The 18,343-nt window shown below is 45.6% G+C and carries 23 protein-coding genes; all 23 read right to left on the minus strand.

Features of this window, described 5'->3' with window-relative positions:
- A complete protein-coding gene (aroC, locus tag ACFQZR_RS17825; protein ID WP_379348203.1) occupies positions 1-1,170 on the minus strand; it encodes a chorismate synthase in 1,170 nt (389 codons plus the stop codon).
- Between the two features lie 177 nt (positions 1,171-1,347).
- Positions 1,348-1,512, minus strand: coding sequence for a hypothetical protein (locus tag ACFQZR_RS17830; RefSeq protein WP_018755320.1), 165 nt, complete (start codon positions 1,510-1,512; stop codon positions 1,348-1,350).
- A 74-nt stretch (positions 1,513-1,586) separates the two neighbouring features.
- The gene (locus ACFQZR_RS17835) at positions 1,587-2,378 is read right to left on the minus strand and encodes a CheR family methyltransferase (protein ID WP_379348206.1); all 792 of its coding nucleotides are present in this window, start codon (positions 2,376-2,378) and stop codon (positions 1,587-1,589) included.
- 19 nt (positions 2,379-2,397) lie between these two features.
- Entirely contained in the window at positions 2,398-2,841 is a 444-nt protein-coding gene (gene ndk / locus ACFQZR_RS17840) for a nucleoside-diphosphate kinase (protein ID WP_379348208.1), read from the minus strand.
- 60 nt (positions 2,842-2,901) lie between these two features.
- Positions 2,902-3,876 carry a heptaprenyl diphosphate synthase component II gene (hepT, locus tag ACFQZR_RS17845; RefSeq protein WP_379348210.1) on the minus strand — a complete coding sequence of 325 codons (975 nt, stop codon included), beginning with the start codon at positions 3,874-3,876 and terminating at the stop codon, positions 2,902-2,904.
- Positions 3,873-4,739, minus strand: coding sequence for a menaquinone biosynthesis protein (locus ACFQZR_RS17850; protein ID WP_379348212.1), 867 nt, complete (start codon positions 4,737-4,739; stop codon positions 3,873-3,875). The genes hepT and ACFQZR_RS17850 overlap by 4 nt, the downstream gene beginning before the upstream one ends.
- Positions 4,696-5,346, minus strand: a complete 651-nt coding sequence (locus ACFQZR_RS17855; protein WP_018755315.1) for a UbiX family flavin prenyltransferase — start codon at positions 5,344-5,346, stop codon at positions 4,696-4,698. Before ACFQZR_RS17855 ends, ACFQZR_RS17850 begins: the two co-directional genes overlap by 44 nt.
- 1 nt (position 5,347) lies before the next feature.
- Positions 5,348-6,217, minus strand: a complete 870-nt coding sequence (locus ACFQZR_RS17860) for a UbiA-like polyprenyltransferase (protein ID WP_379348215.1) — start codon at positions 6,215-6,217, stop codon at positions 5,348-5,350.
- Positions 6,210-6,941: a demethylmenaquinone methyltransferase gene (locus ACFQZR_RS17865; RefSeq protein ID WP_379348217.1), complete on the minus strand. Its 732-nt coding sequence runs from the start codon at positions 6,939-6,941 to the stop codon at positions 6,210-6,212. The genes ACFQZR_RS17860 and ACFQZR_RS17865 overlap by 8 nt, the downstream gene beginning before the upstream one ends.
- Before the next feature lie 4 nt (positions 6,942-6,945).
- A complete protein-coding gene (locus tag ACFQZR_RS17870) occupies positions 6,946-7,812 on the minus strand; it encodes a heptaprenyl diphosphate synthase component 1 (RefSeq protein ID WP_379348219.1) in 867 nt (288 codons plus the stop codon).
- A gap of 116 nt (positions 7,813-7,928) precedes the next feature.
- Positions 7,929-8,510 (minus strand): hypothetical protein, encoded by a 582-nt coding sequence (locus ACFQZR_RS17875; protein WP_379348221.1) that lies wholly within the window; start codon positions 8,508-8,510, stop codon positions 7,929-7,931.
- Between the two features lie 56 nt (positions 8,511-8,566).
- On the minus strand, positions 8,567-8,803 hold the full coding sequence (gene mtrB, locus ACFQZR_RS17880) for a trp RNA-binding attenuation protein MtrB (RefSeq protein WP_018755310.1): 237 nt from the start codon (positions 8,801-8,803) through the stop codon (positions 8,567-8,569).
- A 111-nt stretch (positions 8,804-8,914) separates the two neighbouring features.
- Positions 8,915-9,187 (minus strand): HU family DNA-binding protein, encoded by a 273-nt coding sequence (locus ACFQZR_RS17885; RefSeq protein ID WP_018755309.1) that lies wholly within the window; start codon positions 9,185-9,187, stop codon positions 8,915-8,917.
- Positions 9,188-9,405: 218 nt separating this feature from the next.
- Positions 9,406-10,401 (minus strand): ABC transporter permease, encoded by a 996-nt coding sequence (locus tag ACFQZR_RS17890; protein ID WP_379348224.1) that lies wholly within the window; start codon positions 10,399-10,401, stop codon positions 9,406-9,408.
- Positions 10,398-11,915, minus strand: coding sequence for a sugar ABC transporter ATP-binding protein (locus ACFQZR_RS17895; RefSeq protein WP_379348226.1), 1,518 nt, complete (start codon positions 11,913-11,915; stop codon positions 10,398-10,400). Before ACFQZR_RS17895 ends, ACFQZR_RS17890 begins: the two co-directional genes overlap by 4 nt.
- 44 nt (positions 11,916-11,959) lie before the next feature.
- The gene (locus ACFQZR_RS17900) at positions 11,960-13,063 is read right to left on the minus strand and encodes a sugar ABC transporter substrate-binding protein (protein WP_379348228.1); all 1,104 of its coding nucleotides are present in this window, start codon (positions 13,061-13,063) and stop codon (positions 11,960-11,962) included.
- Between the two features lie 198 nt (positions 13,064-13,261).
- A complete protein-coding gene (spoIVA, locus tag ACFQZR_RS17905) occupies positions 13,262-14,740 on the minus strand; it encodes a stage IV sporulation protein A (protein ID WP_379348230.1) in 1,479 nt (492 codons plus the stop codon).
- A gap of 375 nt (positions 14,741-15,115) precedes the next feature.
- Positions 15,116-15,553 carry a disulfide oxidoreductase gene (locus ACFQZR_RS17910; RefSeq protein ID WP_379348233.1) on the minus strand — a complete coding sequence of 146 codons (438 nt, stop codon included), beginning with the start codon at positions 15,551-15,553 and terminating at the stop codon, positions 15,116-15,118.
- Between the two features lie 13 nt (positions 15,554-15,566).
- Positions 15,567-16,313, minus strand: a complete 747-nt coding sequence (locus ACFQZR_RS17915; protein WP_379348235.1) for a DsbA family protein — start codon at positions 16,311-16,313, stop codon at positions 15,567-15,569.
- 21 nt (positions 16,314-16,334) lie between these two features.
- The gene (locus ACFQZR_RS17920) at positions 16,335-17,087 is read right to left on the minus strand and encodes a hypothetical protein (RefSeq protein ID WP_379348237.1); all 753 of its coding nucleotides are present in this window, start codon (positions 17,085-17,087) and stop codon (positions 16,335-16,337) included.
- On the minus strand, positions 17,084-17,428 hold the full coding sequence (locus ACFQZR_RS17925; RefSeq protein ID WP_379348239.1) for a 2Fe-2S iron-sulfur cluster-binding protein: 345 nt from the start codon (positions 17,426-17,428) through the stop codon (positions 17,084-17,086). The genes ACFQZR_RS17920 and ACFQZR_RS17925 overlap by 4 nt, the downstream gene beginning before the upstream one ends.
- 206 nt (positions 17,429-17,634) lie before the next feature.
- Entirely contained in the window at positions 17,635-17,937 is a 303-nt protein-coding gene (locus ACFQZR_RS17930) for a 2Fe-2S iron-sulfur cluster-binding protein (protein WP_379348241.1), read from the minus strand.
- A 125-nt stretch (positions 17,938-18,062) separates the two neighbouring features.
- Positions 18,063-18,335, minus strand: a complete 273-nt coding sequence (locus tag ACFQZR_RS17935) for a stage VI sporulation protein F (RefSeq protein WP_018755299.1) — start codon at positions 18,333-18,335, stop codon at positions 18,063-18,065.
- Between the last annotated feature and the right edge of the window lie 8 nt (positions 18,336-18,343).

Consider the following 18,343-nt stretch of genomic DNA (forward strand, 5'->3'; position numbering starts at 1 on the left):
TTAGTAACTCTCCAACTGTGCTAAGTAATTGTTCAAGTTGGCACGAATTTCTTCGATGGAATCGCCACCAAATTTCTCTAAGAATGCTTTCGCAACTTCCCACGCAACGACATGCTCCATCACGACGCTTGCGGCAGGAACAGCACAACTATCCGAACGCTCAACTTGTGCAGTGAACGGTTCCTTCGTATCGATATCCACACTAGCCAATGGCTTATACAACGTTGGAATTGGCTTCATTACACCACGTACGACGATTGGCATGCCATTGGTCATTCCACCTTCAAACCCACCAAGACGGTTCGTTGCACGATGGTAACCTTGTTCCTCGTTATAAAGAATCTCATCATGGACTTGTGAACCACGAATCTTGCCTGCTTCAAAGCCAATTCCGATCTCACAGCCCTTGAATGCGTTGATAGACATGACCGCTTGTGCAATGCGTCCATCCAATTTACGATCATATTGCACGTGGCTTCCAAGTCCAACGGGGACGCCTTCAATGATACATTCCACGATCCCGCCGATGGAATCGCCTTCCGCCTTAATCTGATCAATATAAGCTTCCATCTTCTTCTCTGTCTCTTGATCGACAACGCGAACGGAAGACTCTTCTGTAAGACGAATGAGTTCATTGAGCGGCAAATCATTCGCAGGGGCTTCAATTTCCCCAATACGGATCACTTGCCCACCTACTTTAATGCCGAACTCAGCTAGCAGCTGACGAGCAATCGCACCGCAAGCCACACGTGCTGCCGTCTCGCGAGCACTTGAACGTTCAAGCACATTGCGCAGATCCTTCAAATTATATTTCAAGCCACCGTTCAAATCCGCGTGCCCTGGGCGTGGACGATGTACACGACGCTTCTCTTCGTCCGTACCTTCCATCGGCTCAATGTTCATGATCTTTGTCCAGTGTTTCCAGTCATTATTCTCGACAACCAACGCAACAGGGGCTCCTGTTGTCTTCCCGTGGCGCACGCCGCCAACAATATTCGCTGTATCTTTCTCTATTTGCATCCGGCGTCCGCGGCCGTAACCTTTCTGACGACGATGCAATTGGAAATTCAATTCTTCGAAATCTAACGTCAAATTACTAGGCAGTCCTTCAATAATTGCTGTAAGCTGTGGTCCGTGGGTTTCTCCAGCTGTCAAATAACGTAAACTCACGTTGCTTTCCCCCTTTAAACTGTAAAACTGCAATTGGCTAAAATCCGTTAATATCTTGACTCATTATAGTATAGGAGGATACGTTTGACAACCAAGCGATACAAAAACACCTCCACCACGCAAACTCGCGTAAGTGAAGGTGTTCATCATCCGATTTCATTTTCCATGAGGGCCTTGCTATCCGTTAGCTGAATGTTTCTTAAGTGCAATCGGAACATCCGCGAATTGCGGATCATTCATGATCCCTTTCATCTGCACAGATTCAACGCCTAATATTTGCGCACATTCTTGAATCGTAAGGAATCCACGACGATATGCAGCAATGACTTTCCGTTTGTCCATTCTGCGAACCCTCCAAATTTGGCACTTGATCATAGTATTGGCAGGAATCCCGCGTATTATACATCCGTGTGGAATTATTTCTTTCGATAGAAGAATGTCTCTGAGGATTCAAGCGAATATTGCGCTGGTGTGAAGATCTGTTCCGTGCTTCCTACGAACAATACACCGCCCGGTCTTAATGCTTTAGCGAATTTGTGATACAACTTCGACTTTGCTTCTTCTGTAAAATAAATCATGACGTTGCGGCAAATGATCAAATCATATTGTGAATCGAAGGTATCCTCGAGTAAATTCTGTTTTTTAAATTGAATGGATTGGATAAGTTCAGGTTTGACATGATAATAATCGCCTTGTTTCGTAAAATAACGTTCTACATAATTCGGCGGAACTTCCTTTAAGGACCGTTCCTGATATAACGCATCTTTCGCACGCTGCAAAGCGCCATCATCAATATCCGTGGCATGAATCTGAACAGATCGGAGCAAGCCCGCTTCGGCCAAGATCATCGCTAATGAATAAGGCTCTTCTCCCGTGGAACATGCCGCGCTCCATAATTTCAACCGTGGGTTAGTTTTATGTAATGTCGGCAAAATATTCGTTCGCAGAACATCCCACCGATTAGGGTTTCGCCAAAATTCCGATACATTGATCGTCATCCGATCCAAAAACTCATAGAACAACACTTTGTCTTTCATCATCGCATCATAAAAAGCGACAAACGTGTTGTATCCATGTTTAAGGCGAAGCGTCGTTAGACGACGCTTCATTTGTGCCTCTTTATATTGCGCAAGATCAATACCGGATTTCTCCTTAATCTTACGTATAAATACAGTATAGTCTTCATCTCTCTCTAATAGGTTCTCCATCCAAACATCACCTTTCGGACTAGATCCAAGGTTTAATTGCTCTCTCGTAGCTGACTAATTCATGAGGTTCAAAGAAGTTGTTAATCTCACGCTCTGCACTGTCTGGTGAATCGGAGCCGTGGATTAAATTGAAAGCCGTGTGGACAGCGAAATCTCCGCGAATCGTCCCTGGAAGCGCATCCAATGTATTCGTCTTTCCAATCACTGCACGAGCTAATGGAATGACTTGATCTGCTTCCCATACCATGGCGAAAACAGGGCCAGACGTAATAAAATCGACGAGTTCTCCAAAAAACGGTTTTGCCGCATGCTCTGCATAATGAAATTCGGCCTTCTCGCGCGGAATTACCATTAATTTAGCCGCGACAAGTTGAAACCCCTTCTTCTCAAAACGACTTACGATTTCCCCAATGAGACCGCGTTGTACGCCATCTGGCTTAACCATTAAAAATGTTCTCTCCACAACTTTCACCCCTCAAATTAGTCAAAAAAACTATATATGCAATCGTTCACTACCTTCATGTTAGTAGGAACGCTTCGCAACAAAGTGAGCGATGTCGGTTAAATTCTTCTTCGCCTTGCTATTTGGCAATCCTTCCAAAGCACGCAATGCCTTGGCGATATATCGATCCGCCATTTGCTCAGCCAGCTCAAGACCTTGACTGCCACGAATCATTCGAATCGCGGTGGACGCATCATAATTGCCTTCCTGTCGCTGTATCTCTGCGATCTCGGACAGCAATGGTTCTCGAAGCTTGTCTTCTTGCAGCGCGAGCAAGACTGGCAATGTAATGTTGCCTTGGCGCATATCACTGCCAGGCGGTTTGCCAATTTGCTTCTCCGTCCCGCATAAATCGAGCAAATCATCGCGGATTTGGAAAGCCATTCCTACATTGTAACCGAATCGATATAAAGCTGCACTAATTTTTTCAGAAGCGCCCGAAGCTACTGCTCCTAGCTCACAGCTTATTGCGATCAACAAGGCTGTCTTACGCCGTATTCTGAGCAAATAGTTACGTATCGATTGATTTGTATTAAAGAAATCTCTTAACTGCTCCAATTCACCGATACACATCTGCACGATAGCCTTCGATAAGATCTGGTGAATCTTTGGATTATGTAATTGGGTGACAATGGTCAAAGCTTTCGCATAGAGGTAGTCCCCCGTATACATGGCAATTTTATTATCCCATTTGGATTTGACCGTAAGCTGTCCCCGTCTTGTATCCGCATCGTCAATCACATCATCATGAACGAGCGTAGCCATATGAATCATCTCTAGTGGAACAGCAACATACTTCAGCTGCTCCAGATCATAGGTCCCGAACTTGCCAGACAGCAGTACGAAGACAGGGCGAAGCCGTTTCCCCCCTGCCTTAAATAAATGCAATGACGCTTCGCTCAGCAACTCATGGTCACAGCGAATCTCCGACTCAAGCTGATTCTCGATGAATTGCACGTCTTTCTTCATCGTCGTATAGAGTTCCATTAGTTTCATTCTTTCACCTGTGTGACCGTATTATCTGACCAAATGCAGATTTCAACTTCCTTATCGATAAGCCCGAGTTCCTTGCAATATCGGAAATACAATTCTAACCCATTTTGCTGCGATTGTCCAAAATCATGGCATAATCCTCCAAAATATCGACGCCAGTAAGTTGGTGTACCTCCAATTTCAATGGTAGCTTTACGTACGATCGGCTCAACATCTTGCTTAATTCGCGCTCTGCTGTCATGGAATGCTCGCAGAATCGAACGCATCTCTTCTGGATAGTTCTCCGTCACTTGACGAGACACAGCCCAGACCGCAAAAGTCATCCACTCGCCCGTAAAAGCATTCCAACGTTCACCAAGATCCATTACTTCATAATCGGTATGCTGCCAATCTGCTCGAATCGCATGATCTCCAATGAGGAGGGCCGCATCTGCTTGTTCCATCATCTCAGGGAGCGACGGATCCATCACGAGATAAGTGGGTGAACCGCCATAGAATTTCTCGATAATAATCTTGAGTAAATTTACCGATGTTGCTGAGGTATTCGTTAGTGCGATCGTACCATGCAGCACCTCTTCAAGCGGTTTCTTCAAGAACAATAGAATCGATCGAACAGGACCAAATGCGCTTACTGATAAATCAGGGAAAAGAACATATTTCTCCCAAGATGCGCCATAGGCAAACGACGAGATCGGGCCCAAATCGATTCTTCCTTCGAGCATTGCTTGATTGAGCTGTGCAGGGACTTGATGCATCGTCTCCACGTTAATTCTTAGTTGCTCTGGACTAAAATGATAAAACACCGGCCAGACATTCGTATAATTAATCTCTCCGATGCGAATCGGACTGCTTGACTTGCTGCTCATCCGAATCCCCCCATCTGATGTACAATTCATGGTCGATATGGACCTGATCGAGCACCTTGCCAACAAGGAAGTTCACGATGTCGTCCAAGGTCTGAGGCCCATAATAGAATGCTGGCATAGCCGGTACGATTCGAACGCCCAGCCGTGCCAATTTTAACATATTTTCTAAGTGTATTGCGTGCAGTGGTGTCTCACGTGGCACGATGATGAGCGGACGCCCTTCCTTGAGCATCACGTCAGCAGCTCGTCCCATCAGATTATCTGATGCTCCGTGAGCGATGGACGATAACGTCCCCATCGAGCAAGGCATAATGAACATTCCGGCAGCGCGGAAGGATCCACTTGCAATGCTCGCGCCGATATCTTGAATCGGGTGATAGATATAATGGCCTTCATAATGTCCGAACTTCTGGTTCAATACATCTTGGCGCTTAACAACTTCCCACCCGAGCTCTTCTTTGATCACACGCCATCCGGCATCCGTGATGATGATATGCACTTCGAACCCCGCTGCAAGCAGGACCTCGATCAACCGAATTCCATAAATCGAGCCGCTAGCACCCGTGATTCCGACAGCCCATCGCTTCGATTGCGGCATGATGTTCATCTTATTGGAACACCACCAAATCAAGGAATGTAAACACAAATACGACGACGCTTAAGATTCCATTCATCGAGAAGAAAGCCGTGTTCACTTTGCTTAAATCATGCGGCTTCACCAATTTGTGTTCGTAGAAAAGAATCGCATAGGCAATAATCATTCCGGCAAAGTACATCCAGCTCAAATCTGTCATCAGGTATAACGAGATGAATCCAATTGCTGTAAGAATATGAAAACCGCGCGCGATCCATAGTGCACCTTTCAGCCCGAAGCGTACAGGTATAGAATGAAGACCCTGCGACTTATCAAACTCATAGTCCTGGCACGCATAAATAATATCAAAGCCCGCTGTCCAGAATGCGACGGTAAGATAGAATACTATGGCCGACCAATCAGCACTATTCGTAACAGCCACCCATCCGCCTAAAGGAGCGAGTGCGATGGTGAGTCCAAGTACCACATGGCATAGCCAAGTAAAGCGTTTCGTATAAGAATAGAACACAAGAAAAAAGACCGCAATTGGCAATAAGCGCATTGCAAGCGGTTCGAGTTCAGCTGCCGCCCAAAATAATAATCCGAATGAAACGATGGTAAATAATACGACCTCTCCGATTTTGAGCAACCCCGCTGGAATAGCTCTACCTTCCGTACGCGGATTCTTCTTATCAATCGCTGCATCAATCAGACGATTCAAAGACATCGCTGCCGTTCTTGCCCCTACCATCGCGAGTAAGATCCAACCAATCTGCGCCCAGGAAGGTAAATGATGATGCACGACAACCGAGCCAAGAATGGAGCCCATGAATGCAAAGGGTAATGCGAATAATGTATGTTCGAACTTGATCATTTCTAGAAATATAGCAATTTTCTTAAACATTGTTACGCTCCTTCATCCCAATATGAAGCGCAGCAATACCACCGGTCAGTGGATAAGCTTGAACATCATGCAGTCCAATCTCGCGGTATATTTCCGCTAGTTCATATCGACCTGGAAAAGCAACTAAGGAATCTGGAAGCCATTTATACTGCTCATAACGCTTCACAAGAAATTTGCCAATGAGTGGAAGAACCTTTTGGAAGTAGAAATAATAAATGCCTTTGAATGGCTGCCAGGTCGGCTTGGATAATTCGAGACATACGACCATCCCTCCGGGCTTAACAACTCGCTGCATCTCCTTAAGTACCCGTTTCAAATCCGGGACGTTGCGTAGACCAAAGCCGATCGTCGCATAGTCAAATTGATTATCTTCGAACGGGAGTTCCATCGCATTTCCTTGTACCAAATCAATCTGCCGGGTTTTTCCTGCGCGATCCACTTTCACTTTACCTACATCCAACATATTCTGACTAAAATCAAGACCGACAATGTTCCCTGTCTGACTAGCCTCTGCAATACTAATGGTCCAGTCGCAGGTACCGCAGCACAGATCAATCGCCGTATCCCCAGGTTTCACATTCATCTTCTTCATCGTAAATTTACGCCACGCCTTATGGCGCCTAAAACTCAGGACATCGTTCATCATATCGTACTTCGGTGCAATATTCTCGAAGACGGCGTGAACGAATTGTTCCTTTGTTTTGGATGAATTCGTATCCATCATTTCCTCAACCTTCCTTCACGACTGTCAGAGGCTCATGCGTTATTCGAAGGAATGGCTCTGCAATACTCATAAGGTCTCGATGAATCTTCTCTGAGACGGGCTCGCGAAGCATGTTCTGAATATCAGCAATGGTCTGACGAAGCTTATCTAATAATAAATTGTGTATATTATATTTCGTCCATAAGGACTGGATATGACGAACTTCTACTTTGTTATCCCGCAGCAACAGTTGGTCTTCTTCTGTTCCCTCTTGCAGGATATGCCAATAGGCCCATGAGCCTTTGAACGAACGTAATTCGTTATTCTTGTTCATTTCTTCACGAACAATTTCACATTGTGTAAAGGCACGGAGCATGTCAGGCCAAGTCTTCTGATTTACCTCATCTATGACGGACTGGAAAGCAGTGAACAAATACATTTTGAGCTGAATGAGAAGTGATAAATATTCATCGGTTGAGAGCAGTAATTGCTTCACACGCATGTACAAATTCATCTTCTGCCGGTTCACCTCACACACGGCTTCACTTAATTGTCTCACCATATTCACTTCACCCGCTTGTGCGAGCAACTGGTAAAATCGACTACTGAAAAAGTCTCCTGCTAGTACGTTAACTTGACGCGTTCGCATCTCTCGCTCCGATTTCTTCTCGTCATCGGTATCGATCAAGTCATGGGTGTCAAGACCCATCTGCACCAAAGAAGAAGCGAGTGCATATAGCTCGCTATTTCGCTTGATAGTTGGGTTTTTATCCAAGTAAACAAACAACAGACGAATGCGAGCGTCCGGGAAATCGGGCACCTCCATGTTGCTGCTGATCATATCATGTTTCATAGCCTTTTCGGCCAATTCTGGAATCCGATATCGTTTCATTAAGATGCCTCCGAGCATACTGCGAGTACAAAATTCTCTAGACCGAGCAATCTAAATTATTATAGCATAAGTTATTTACCCACGCACTGAATCTCATTCGCTTTTTTTGACAGAAATTAATCCGTAGATCCGAATTTTTTATTCCATAATGCGGTATATCGTAAATGCAGCTTGTCTTCAACTTCAGGAGAAAGTCCGATCGTTAATGTACGAAGCATCTCCAAGTCCGCACGATCCCAATCATCTCGGCTAGCATCCGCTGCAAGGAGTAGACGCTTCGTCGAGGTGGATCCGTCATCCGGCGTTACAAATCGTAGAAAGAGCTGCTTCACATTCGTTGTTTGGGTGAAACTGAATAAAATAATCTGATGCATATGCTTATAGATGTCTTGAGCCGCATCCGGTGTATTCCTCACATTTAGATCAAGTGTAAGCGTAGTTCCGCTCCAGACCACACGACTAATATGCATTTGAAGCGGAAGCTCTGCAAGGACATCAACCAGATTATTCGAATGAATGTCGATCGGCGCTGCCTCGGAAAATACCGGCAACGTCTTATGATCAGAAGGAGGCTGCATATACCCGTGTACGAGCAATGAAATCATTAGTGTAACAATCAGTGATCCTGTACATGCAAGTAAGATTGGTCTAATTAAACGCATAAATAGCGCCCCTTTCGCATGGAACTGTTCGTCCATGAATAACCCCTACTGCATTGTACAATCAAAAAAAGCAGGCTATGCCTGCAAATTTTCTAGCTGTCTGTTTCCACCGTACCGTATTTGGTCAATACCGTTGCACTGCCGCGAATTTTGATCGCTGAAGTGTGGTCTGTAAACTGCGCGATAAGCACTTCACCTTTGTCTAGCTTCTCGGTGTGATGGAATCTTGTATCTTGTCCACGCGTTAAGCCAATGACTTGGACGCCTTGGGATTTAGCCTTGACGATAATATACTCGGCGTTGCTATTATTTTTCTCTTCCACCTGCATGACGCTCCCTTCGAATCTTCGGTTCTACTCCCTCATCCATCGAATAGAAAAGAAAAAGCCGTGAACAACAGTCACGGACTAATTCTAAAACACTCTAATATGTACAATCGTTTATTTAATTCCGTCTTTAAGTGCTTTACCCGGTTTAAACGCTGGGATTTTGCTAGCTGGAATTTCGATTTCTTGACCCGTTTGCGGATTGCGACCCTTACGAGCGGAACGTTCACGTACTTCGAAGTTACCGAAGCCAACGAGTTGAACTTTATCGCCGCTTTGAAGTGCTGCAGAAATGGCATCAAATACTGCATCTACTGCTTTAGTCACATCTTTCTTCGAAAGCTCAGTTGCCTCAGCTACTTGTGCAATCAATTCAGATTTGTTCATGCTCTTTTCACCTCCCCAGAAGGATTATGCTCCAATATCATACTGTCTTTACCGTTTCGCTAAAAATTATACATATTGCTTGGATATTCGTCTTTCTCAAAACGGCCCGGCACCTTCGTGCAGGCAGGAACAAACTTATAGTAATACACTGTGCCCAGAATTTCAAGTGCCCACGGCCGTTTTAGCGCATAATACGATTGAAAAATCCAAAACTTTGCTTAATTCTTCCCTGATCTGGTCCGATGCAGGTAATAGAACGTGACTGCAAGGGCGAGGACAAGGACGATACCTTTAATAATATCATGCATAAAATACTGCACGTTCATCATCGTTAATCCGTTCACAAGTACCCCAATCAAGACAGCGCCGAAAAATGTCCCGATCACATTTGGTTTCCCCGCGCCCATTACGGAGAATCCGACGAATACCGCTGCAACAGCTTCCATCAGGAGTGGCGCACCCGCATCGATCTGCCCCGATCCAATCCGTGCTGCGAACAGGACACCCCCAAATGCTGCGAACATACCGGAAGCGATATAAGCAAGCGTACGTACTTTTTTGACTTTAATCCCAGACAACCGTGCAGCCTCTTCATTCCCACCAGTGACATACATTTGTCTGCCGAAGCGCGTGTACGTCAAGAAAATATGAACAACGGCTACAGCGATAATAAGCAAGATGACGGGAATCGGAATCCCAAGCCATTCGCCTTGTCCTAGCCATAAGAACGATTCACTGAATTTACCCGGCGCTTTCGTGCCATCTTGGAACTGCATGTTGTTATAAATGGAGTAGCCGGACGTGTATGTCTTATGCAATCCAGATACGATATACATGACCGCAAGCGTCGCGAGTAAGTCTGGAATGCGGATTTTCACGATAAAGAAAGCATTGACACAACCAATGACGGCCCCGATCAACAGCGGAACCAAAATGACGATATAGAGTGGTTGCTCGTACCATACCATCAAGGATGCCGCAACGACGGTCGAGATCGAAACGGTCGATCCTACTGATAAATCAAATCCATCCACAATTAGCGAAAGGGTTACCCCGATAGCTACGAAGGTCACGATTGAAATCGAACGTAGAATATCAGCCAAATTCGCATAACTGAAAAAGTGTGGAAGCGTTAAAGAGAAAAAGAGTATAACGCCAAAAATGACAAATAATGATCCATACCGAAATAATAATTGCAGCACATTGTTCTTCATGCCTGTTCCTCCCGACCTGCACTTGCGTAATACAATAGTTTCTCTTGTGTTGCCTCTTCTTGACGGAATTCCTTCACAATTCTGCCTTCACACATCACAAAAATCCGATCCGCAATACCGATGGCTTCCGCAAATTCACAAGTGAAATACAGAATGCCTTTGCCTTGCTCGGCAAGATCCCCAATCAATCGGAAAATGTCGCTCTTCGCCCCAATATCGACACCTTTCGTTGGTTCGTCGAAGAGAAATACATCCGCTTTGGTCTCTACCCATTTCCCAATCGCAACTTTCTGCTGATTACCGCCGCTTAGAAACTTCACTTGCTGCTTCATGGAGGAAGTCTTCACACCCAGACGCTCAATAAGGCGACCTGCATGTGCCTGTTCCATCGCGCTGCGAACGAAGGCGAATCGGCTAAGCTGCTTGAGCAGCGGCAAGCTTAGATTGTGCTGTACGGAGTCTTCAACCATAATCCCATGCTTGCGACGCTCTTCAGGTACGAGCACGATCCCTGCATCTATCGCATCTGTAGGATCTTTCAGCCTAAGTGAAGTCCCGCGTAACTGAACGTGTCCACTATCACTTCGCAATGAGCCGAATAACACATTCGACAGCTCCGTCTTTCCTGCACCGACAAGTCCGACCACGCCCACGATTTCTCCTTCACGAACCTCAAGATTGACCTGCTTGACCTTGTTTCCCGAAGTCAATTGAGAAGTCTTGAGCAAGACCTCACCGATAGGTACCGTCCGCTTCGGAAACTCTTCATCGAAGGATTTGCCCAACATTTGCCCGATCACCTCATCAATGGAAGATCTCGACGTGGATTCCGTATACACATGCTTGCCATCGCGCATAACCGTCACGCGATCACAATGCTCGAATACTTCCGGCAATCGATGAGAAATAAAGATACAACCAATCCCATCCTCTTTCATTTGCTTCATGACACGGAATAGATTATTCGTCTCTTCATGGCTGAGCGGCGCCGTTGGCTCATCGAAAATAATAAACTTCGCTTTCTCCACCAACGTTCTCGCGACTAAAATCATTTGTTTCTCGGAAAGACTCAGTCCTTCTACTTTTTGACGAACATCGATCGATGCGCCTAATTTGGCTAACGCTGCTTCTGCTTCCTGATAGATTTGTCCCCAAGAATGCCATAAACCGCCTTCCCTGTTGGAAAGTCGGTCTAGTAGGATATTCTCAGCAACGGTTATCTGCGGCACAAGCGCGGTATCTACCTCTTGGTATACACAATGAATGCCTTGTCGTTTCGCATCCGATGGCGACTGCATCTGAATCTCTTGTGAACCAATCGTGATCGATCCGGAATCTAGGGTGTAGGCACCGGACAATACTTTCATCAATGTACTTTTGCCAGCTCCATTTGCGCCGAGAAGCGCGTGAATTTCACCGCAATGAACGGTGAAATCCACTTCGCTGAGCGCCGGAATTCCCGCAAACGACTTCGTGATGCGCGTTAGACGTAACGTCTCTTGGTTTGCAGTCATCGCATTCGAACCTCATTTCGCTCTGTTGTTCAATGTACTATTCCTTATTTCTCGTAATCTTTCATCCAATCTTGTAATCCTTGGGAACTGCTGCCCCAACCTTTAATATATTTGGACAGATCAGTCGTCGATACTTGCTCCGCAGGAAGCGCATCACGGTGAACGAATACAGGGTCAAGTACTACCGTATCATCTGTCGTGTCACCATGCAGTTTCTGATAGAGATAGCGAACTTGGACGCGGCCGATATCCTTCGGATCTACTGCAGCGGATGCTACCCATGGATTCGCTTTGTCTTGAATCATCTGCAAATCCTCGTCGCTCATGTCGATACCATATACTTTAATCTCATCGCGGCCTGCTTGTTGAATGGCACGTGATGCACCTTTCGCGAATTCATCCCAAGCTGTCCATACCGCTGAAATGTCACCTTTGTTCGGGTATTGCTTCAATATCGCTTCCATTTGAGCTTGCGTATCGAGCGCTGTATTCGCGGACGCTGCACCGAACGTCGCAACCTCTTTAATATCCGGATTTTTGCTCAGGAAATCTTGATAAGCGACTTGTCTGCGTTCCATTGGAGCAAAACCTGCAACCCATACTTTAACGATATTACCTTTACCGCCGATATCTTTGCCCATTTGCTCAAGCGTCATTTCTGCCATCTTCTGATCGCCTTGCTGAAGCACAGTGACACCTGGAATTTTGACATCCGCGTCAAAAGCAACCACGGGGATCTTGCTATCTACAGCTTTTTGAATACCCGCCTGAAGCGCTTCAGCCGTTCCGTGATCCGTTAGAATCCCGTCGAACTGCTGTGTAATCGCAACATTCAGATTCGAAGCCATTTTCGTCAAGTCACTATCTGCAGCGAATACGCTCACTTCACCGCCGAACTTCTTCACTTCTTCCTTCACGCCTTCGATATATTGCTGCGAGAATGTACCGATGTTAAATTGCATCACGAGTGCGATTTTCTTTCCTTTAAGCGGTAGATCCTTCGATGCATCTGCTGTCTTCTCTGAGCCGGCATCTGCTTTGACATCACTTGCTGTATCCTTTGCACCGCATGCACTGATGATAAACAGCATCAAGATCAAGGAAATTAACGTCAACTTTTTACTTACTGTTCCAAGCTTTGCTTTCATTTTCATTTCCCCCCGTAACAAGTTCTTAATCTAGTAATCTACAGGAACCATTTTCCATAGATTCGTTAAGCAATACTATAACCTTTAATTCCGACCTTGTAAATTGGTTTTATGAAAGTTTTTGGCTAATTTTCCCGGAAAACGACAAAAAGACGCTTATGTAAGCGCCTCTTTGCTTAAATATAGAATGAAATGGTCCTATAAAATGATTGCGATCAAACCGCCTGAGCCTTCGTTGATGATTCGTCCAAGTGTCTCCTGCAGTTTATATCTGGCATTATCCGGCATCATCGCAATTTTGCCTTGAATGCCTTCGCGCACGATGGAGTGCAAAGAGCGACCGAACATATCTGAATCCCATACCTTGATCGGATCGTTCTCGAAGTCTTGCATTAAGTAACGTACCAGTTCCTCACTCTGTTTCTCGGTACCGATGATCGGTGCGAATTCTGATTCAACATCCACACGGATCATATGAATGGACGGTGCAGTTGCCTTCAAGCGTACACCGAATCTTGAACCTTGACGGATGAGCTCAGGTTCATCGAGCTGCATCTCAGCAAGCGTCGGCGCTGCGATTCCATAACCCGTCGTCTTGACCATTTCCAACGCTTCGGAGAAACGGTCATATTCCCGCTTCGCATGGCTGAATTCCTGCATCAACTGCAAGAGATGGTCTTTCCCACGAATTTCAACGCCGACGACTTCCATCAAGATTTGATCATACAGTTCATCCGGTGCATATAGGTCAATCTCGGCAACTCCTTGACCCATATTCATTCCGCTCAGTCCTGCACGATCGATAAAATCATATTCCATAAATTGAGCCACAACGCGATCTACATCACGCAACCGGCGAATGTCCTTCACCGTATCGCGAACAGAGTTCTCGTAGTTGCTCCGGAGCCAGTGGTTATCATTCAGCACCATCACCCAGCTCGGAAGATTGACGTTCACTTCATGCACTGGGAACTCGTAGAGTACCTCGCGCAGTACGCCCATCACATCTTCTTCACCCATCGTGGCGACGCTGAGCGTCATAACAGGAATATCGTATTTGGCAGCGAGTTCGGTGCGTAATTGCAATGCCTCATCACTGCGAGGGCGCGTGGAGTTAATGATTAAGACGAACGGCTTGCCGACTTCCTTCAATTCAGCGATGACTCGCTCTTCGGACTCAACATAGGAGCTGCGAGGAATTTCAGCAATCGTACCATCTGTCGTTACGACAACGCCTAACGTCGAATGCTCCTGGATGACTTTGCGCGTACCAATCTCTGCTGCTTCTTGGAATGGAATCGGTTCTTCGAACCAAGGCGTAGAGATCATGCGAGGTCCATTCTCATCCTCATATCCTTTGGCACCCGATACCGCGTAGCCCACACAATCCACAACACGCACATTCACATCAAGGCCTTCAGCGACCCGGATTTGTACCGCATTGTTCGGTACGAATTTCGGTTCAGTCGTCATAATCGTTTTGCCCGCAGCACTCTGAGGTAACTCATCAATCGCTCTAGCGCGGTCTGCATCACTTGTTATGTTGGGTAAAACAACCGTCTCCATAAACCGTTTGATAAAGGTTGATTTTCCCGTGCGGACCGCACCGACGACCCCGAGGTAAATATCCCCGCCGGTACGCTCAGCAATGTCCTTAAAAATGTCCACTTTTTCCACTGATATCCCCTCCTAAAATTTCTCTGATAGACGAATCTACCAGAAAACTTGATCACTATTCACTGCAACGTATGAGCTGTTGCCGTTGTCGCCAGTGTTTGCCGCCGCCAGGAATCAACTATGCGAAATGCGCGCAATGCGACGTTAACTCGTACATGCATTTGGACTAGTAACATCTTATGAGCGAGTGGAAAAAATATGACGTTTGTTTGTAAAAAAATAGATTCTCGTCATCTCTCTCTTCGAGGTGTTACCGTCCATGAAGCCTTCCAAGTATGATATATGAGCGGAATGGCAACCATATTCATCTTATTTGCCTCTAACAAAATAAAAAGCCCCTCAACACGGTTACCCGCTTGAAGGACTTACTAAATATTAATGATCAGACGCTTGGTCTTGCGCTCCGCGTCCGATGATGATAAGTACGACAGCAATAAGAACAAATGCTGTTAAAGCCAGCATAGGAATCGTAATAAATCCGAACCAATTCAAATAGTCAAAATTACATGGAATACCCACTTTGCATGGTGCCAGCTGTGCAAATCCAGGAATCTTCTGTTCGAGAATATGCCAAGTCGAGATGGAGCCGCCAATCAGGACAAGCGGCAGTGCATATCGGGTGATACGAGTATTATGTTCATAAGCGGCAATCCCTAGAATAATGACGAGCGGGTACATCAAGATGCGCTGGAACCAGCACAATCGACACGGTTCATACAACAGCACTTCACTCATGTATAGACTTCCTACGGTTGCAATGATGGAAATGAGCCACGCAACATAGAGCCCATACTTCAGCATCCATTGTCTCATGAGGAGCCCTCCGTTATTTCGCCAGCTCGGCTTCAATCAATTTGGAGACACTCTCTAGAGATGGTTTGTCAATCGGTTGACCATTGACAAAAATGGTCGGGGTTGACGTAATGCCAAGCTGATCTACAATCTTATGATCGTTCTCCAATTCTTTATCGTACAGCCCTTCTTTAACCTCTTTCTTGACTTTCTCCACATCAATGCCCGGGATATCCTTCACGATATTCGAGAGCATCTCTTCTGTTGCCCATATTTCACGTTCATCACCTTGCTGCTCGTATAGATGTTGGTAGTACGTCCAGAATGCCTCTGGGTTCTGTTTATATACCGCTTCACCGAACAGTGAAGCACGCTTCGAATCGTTATCTGACAGCTTAAATGTTTCACTCATGAACGAGAAATTGATAAAGCTTATTTTCGCTTTACCCGTATCGATATATTGCTCTTTCAGTTTCGGGAACACATCCGTTTCGAACTGTCGGCAGGATGGACACTTGAAGTCACCGAACTCCACAATTTCTACTTTGGCATCTTTATTTCCTAAGACCGGCTGCCCTACAGTCGAGATCTCATACTTTTTACCTTCGACTGGCGGCTCATCCGCTTTGGATGGGGAGAGGGCATTCATGGCTGCTAATGCTCCAATTAGTAACACAACGACAATCCCTAGAAACCATCCAAAAAATTTGTTGTTCGGTTTCGACTTTGACTTATTTCCCTTATATGTTGACGAATTTTTCTTAAGTTTGCTCTCGCCCATCTTGGTCACCTCTCCAATGATTTATTCTTTACTTCGCACAGGAACGGGCTGCTCATTCACCCAATGATATGCTGTTGATTTTACCGGTGAATAGAAGGACGCCTCGACCAAATATTCACGTAAATCCTCTACCTTAGCATTCACATTTCCCCCTGCCTTCTGGATTGCAGTTACAATATCTGCAGCATAATCGACATAGACTTTCCCCTTCTTGTCGATCATGATTGGTGCCGCTTCCCCGGAATAGACGCTCTTGATCTCTGGCATTTTACCGTTTAGCTGCTTTGCATCAATTTGATAGAAATCTGGATACAATTCATTCCCCAGCGGCAAGGTACCTGGATGCGCTTTCGCGAACTGATCGACGAGCTTCTGAATATCATTCATATGTTGGTAGACCGTCAGATCCATCAATTTTACTGCTGGCTTGGTTTCCTCGTTGATAATGATGAAGTAACCTGGACCGCCCTTTTCGTAAGAAGCATTCGGCACATCGCTCAAATATTTCCCATCCACCAGGGGTTCGAAGTTAATCCGATACTTCTCGAACTTCGGAACATCTGTACCGCTCGTCATAATGGGTAATATACCTTTCTCTTTCTGATATGCCTCTACTGCATTCTGCACAAGCAAAACCGTCTCACGATAAGAGACCTGGTTCTCCGCGCGGAGTTCCTTGGGATACAGACATCCCGTTGTTGATAAGGCCAGCATGATGAGCACCACCATGATCCCGGCTGTTCGTATGTACTTGATACGTGCTCTTGCAATCACAACCAGTCATCCTCCTGTTTCTGACGGGCAAGCTGCTTCCGAATCGCTGCTTTGAGCGGATCTTCCGGGACGTTAACCGACGTATCACCGCTAACTCGCGCTTGACAACCAAGCCGAATACCACGTTCGACGAGCGAGCCCAGTTTTAATTTTTCTTGTTTCGTCGGAGGCATTAGCCCTTCTTGATTCAGCACTTCAACTTTACACATTAGGCAAGAAGCCCTTCCGTCACATCGCGTACGAATGGCGATTTTAGCGCGTCGTGCTGCATCTAATATGGAAATGCCAGGTCTCACTTGTATTTTTCGATGTTCCGGTTCAAATGTTACTTCGCACTGCATCGGTTATGCCTCACTTTTGAGTTAAATAGTTGTTCAAAAAATCGGCTTATCAGCATCGAGAAGGTTGCATAAAACTGAAGAAGGAGGAGCGGAGTTTAGGCAAAACCTAAATGAGCACCAGACTTCGAAGTTGAATGCAAGATTCGATGTCGATACCGCTTCTCGATAATTCTTCGTGATCATAAGGTGATTTTTTGAACTTCCTTCTAGAAGTATGTTTTGTTCTTGGCGGTAATGGCGCCTACCTCACGAATGATCGCTTGGCAGCCGAGTCGATAACCCTCTTCGATCTCTTCGTCATCCAGACGATTCCGTTCCGCATCCGTCGGTGGTTCCAGGAACTCTGTACCTGTCTCAATAGAACACCGGCAGCGTGCACAAGTACCCCGTGTACAGGAGAAACCCCAGTCCACATCATGCTTGATCGCCAAGTCGAGGATCGACTTCCCAACTTCCGCTTCGATAGATTTTGTGATTTTTTTACCGATTAACTGTATTGCTTGTCCCATAATAGCCCCCATTTCTCTGCTGTCAACTATTTATATCATACAGGCTTCACAACATTATAGCACTCAAAAAAAAAGAACAAAAGATGACTCTTCCAATCTCAGAGTCCACTTTTGTTCTTCGGAACCTACTTCTTCATCAACATCTTCATCACAGACTCCATATTGCTCAAGCCGCCGCTGTTCTTTACGGATTTAATGATGTCATTGACGGTTGCTTCCGATACTGGAATTTTAGCCATGTTCGATACTTGCTTAATGAGTTCCCGCAGCTGGGATTCGCTTTGCATCGTACTAGGTTTCACATTGCTGGCTAATTTTTTGATTTGATTCTCGGTTATACTTTTACCGGTCTTCTCTTTCACTTTATTTAATATATCCTTAGACACATTTTTGGCCATCGTACCCC

The organism is Paenibacillus sp. GCM10027629 (genome assembly GCF_042676425.1).
GTDB lineage: Bacteria > Bacillota > Bacilli > Paenibacillales > Paenibacillaceae > Paenibacillus_K > Paenibacillus_K terrigena.

Coding starts and splice junctions, on each gene's coding strand:
- ACFQZR_RS17865 (WP_379348217.1), bottom strand. CDS start 6,941: ATGATGGATACGAATTCATCCAAAACAAAGGAACAATTCGTTCACGCC.
- hepT (WP_379348210.1), bottom strand. CDS start 3,876: ATGAAACTAATGGAACTCTATACGACGATGAAGAAAGACGTGCAATTC.
- ACFQZR_RS17830 (WP_018755320.1), bottom strand. CDS start 1,512: ATGGACAAACGGAAAGTCATTGCTGCATATCGTCGTGGATTCCTTACG.
- ACFQZR_RS17855 (WP_018755315.1), bottom strand. CDS start 5,346: ATGAACATCATGCCGCAATCGAAGCGATGGGCTGTCGGAATCACGGGT.
- ACFQZR_RS17900 (WP_379348228.1), bottom strand. CDS start 13,063: ATGAAAGCAAAGCTTGGAACAGTAAGTAAAAAGTTGACGTTAATTTCC.
- mtrB (WP_018755310.1), bottom strand. CDS start 8,803: ATGCAGGTGGAAGAGAAAAATAATAGCAACGCCGAGTATATTATCGTC.
- ACFQZR_RS17860 (WP_379348215.1), bottom strand. CDS start 6,217: ATGTTTAAGAAAATTGCTATATTTCTAGAAATGATCAAGTTCGAACAT.
- ACFQZR_RS17885 (WP_018755309.1), bottom strand. CDS start 9,187: ATGAACAAATCTGAATTGATTGCACAAGTAGCTGAGGCAACTGAGCTT.
- ACFQZR_RS17890 (WP_379348224.1), bottom strand. CDS start 10,401: ATGAAGAACAATGTGCTGCAATTATTATTTCGGTATGGATCATTATTT.
- ACFQZR_RS17835 (WP_379348206.1), bottom strand. CDS start 2,378: ATGGAGAACCTATTAGAGAGAGATGAAGACTATACTGTATTTATACGT.
- ACFQZR_RS17910 (WP_379348233.1), bottom strand. CDS start 15,553: ATGAGACAATGGATGCTGAAGTATGGGCTCTATGTTGCGTGGCTCATT.
- ACFQZR_RS17850 (WP_379348212.1), bottom strand. CDS start 4,739: ATGAGCAGCAAGTCAAGCAGTCCGATTCGCATCGGAGAGATTAATTAT.
- ACFQZR_RS17935 (WP_018755299.1), bottom strand. CDS start 18,335: ATGGCCAAAAATGTGTCTAAGGATATATTAAATAAAGTGAAAGAGAAG.
- ACFQZR_RS17915 (WP_379348235.1), bottom strand. CDS start 16,313: ATGGGCGAGAGCAAACTTAAGAAAAATTCGTCAACATATAAGGGAAAT.
- ACFQZR_RS17930 (WP_379348241.1), bottom strand. CDS start 17,937: ATGGGACAAGCAATACAGTTAATCGGTAAAAAAATCACAAAATCTATC.
- ACFQZR_RS17875 (WP_379348221.1), bottom strand. CDS start 8,510: ATGGACGAACAGTTCCATGCGAAAGGGGCGCTATTTATGCGTTTAATT.
- ACFQZR_RS17925 (WP_379348239.1), bottom strand. CDS start 17,428: ATGCAGTGCGAAGTAACATTTGAACCGGAACATCGAAAAATACAAGTG.
- ACFQZR_RS17895 (WP_379348226.1), bottom strand. CDS start 11,915: ATGACTGCAAACCAAGAGACGTTACGTCTAACGCGCATCACGAAGTCG.
- ACFQZR_RS17870 (WP_379348219.1), bottom strand. CDS start 7,812: ATGAAACGATATCGGATTCCAGAATTGGCCGAAAAGGCTATGAAACAT.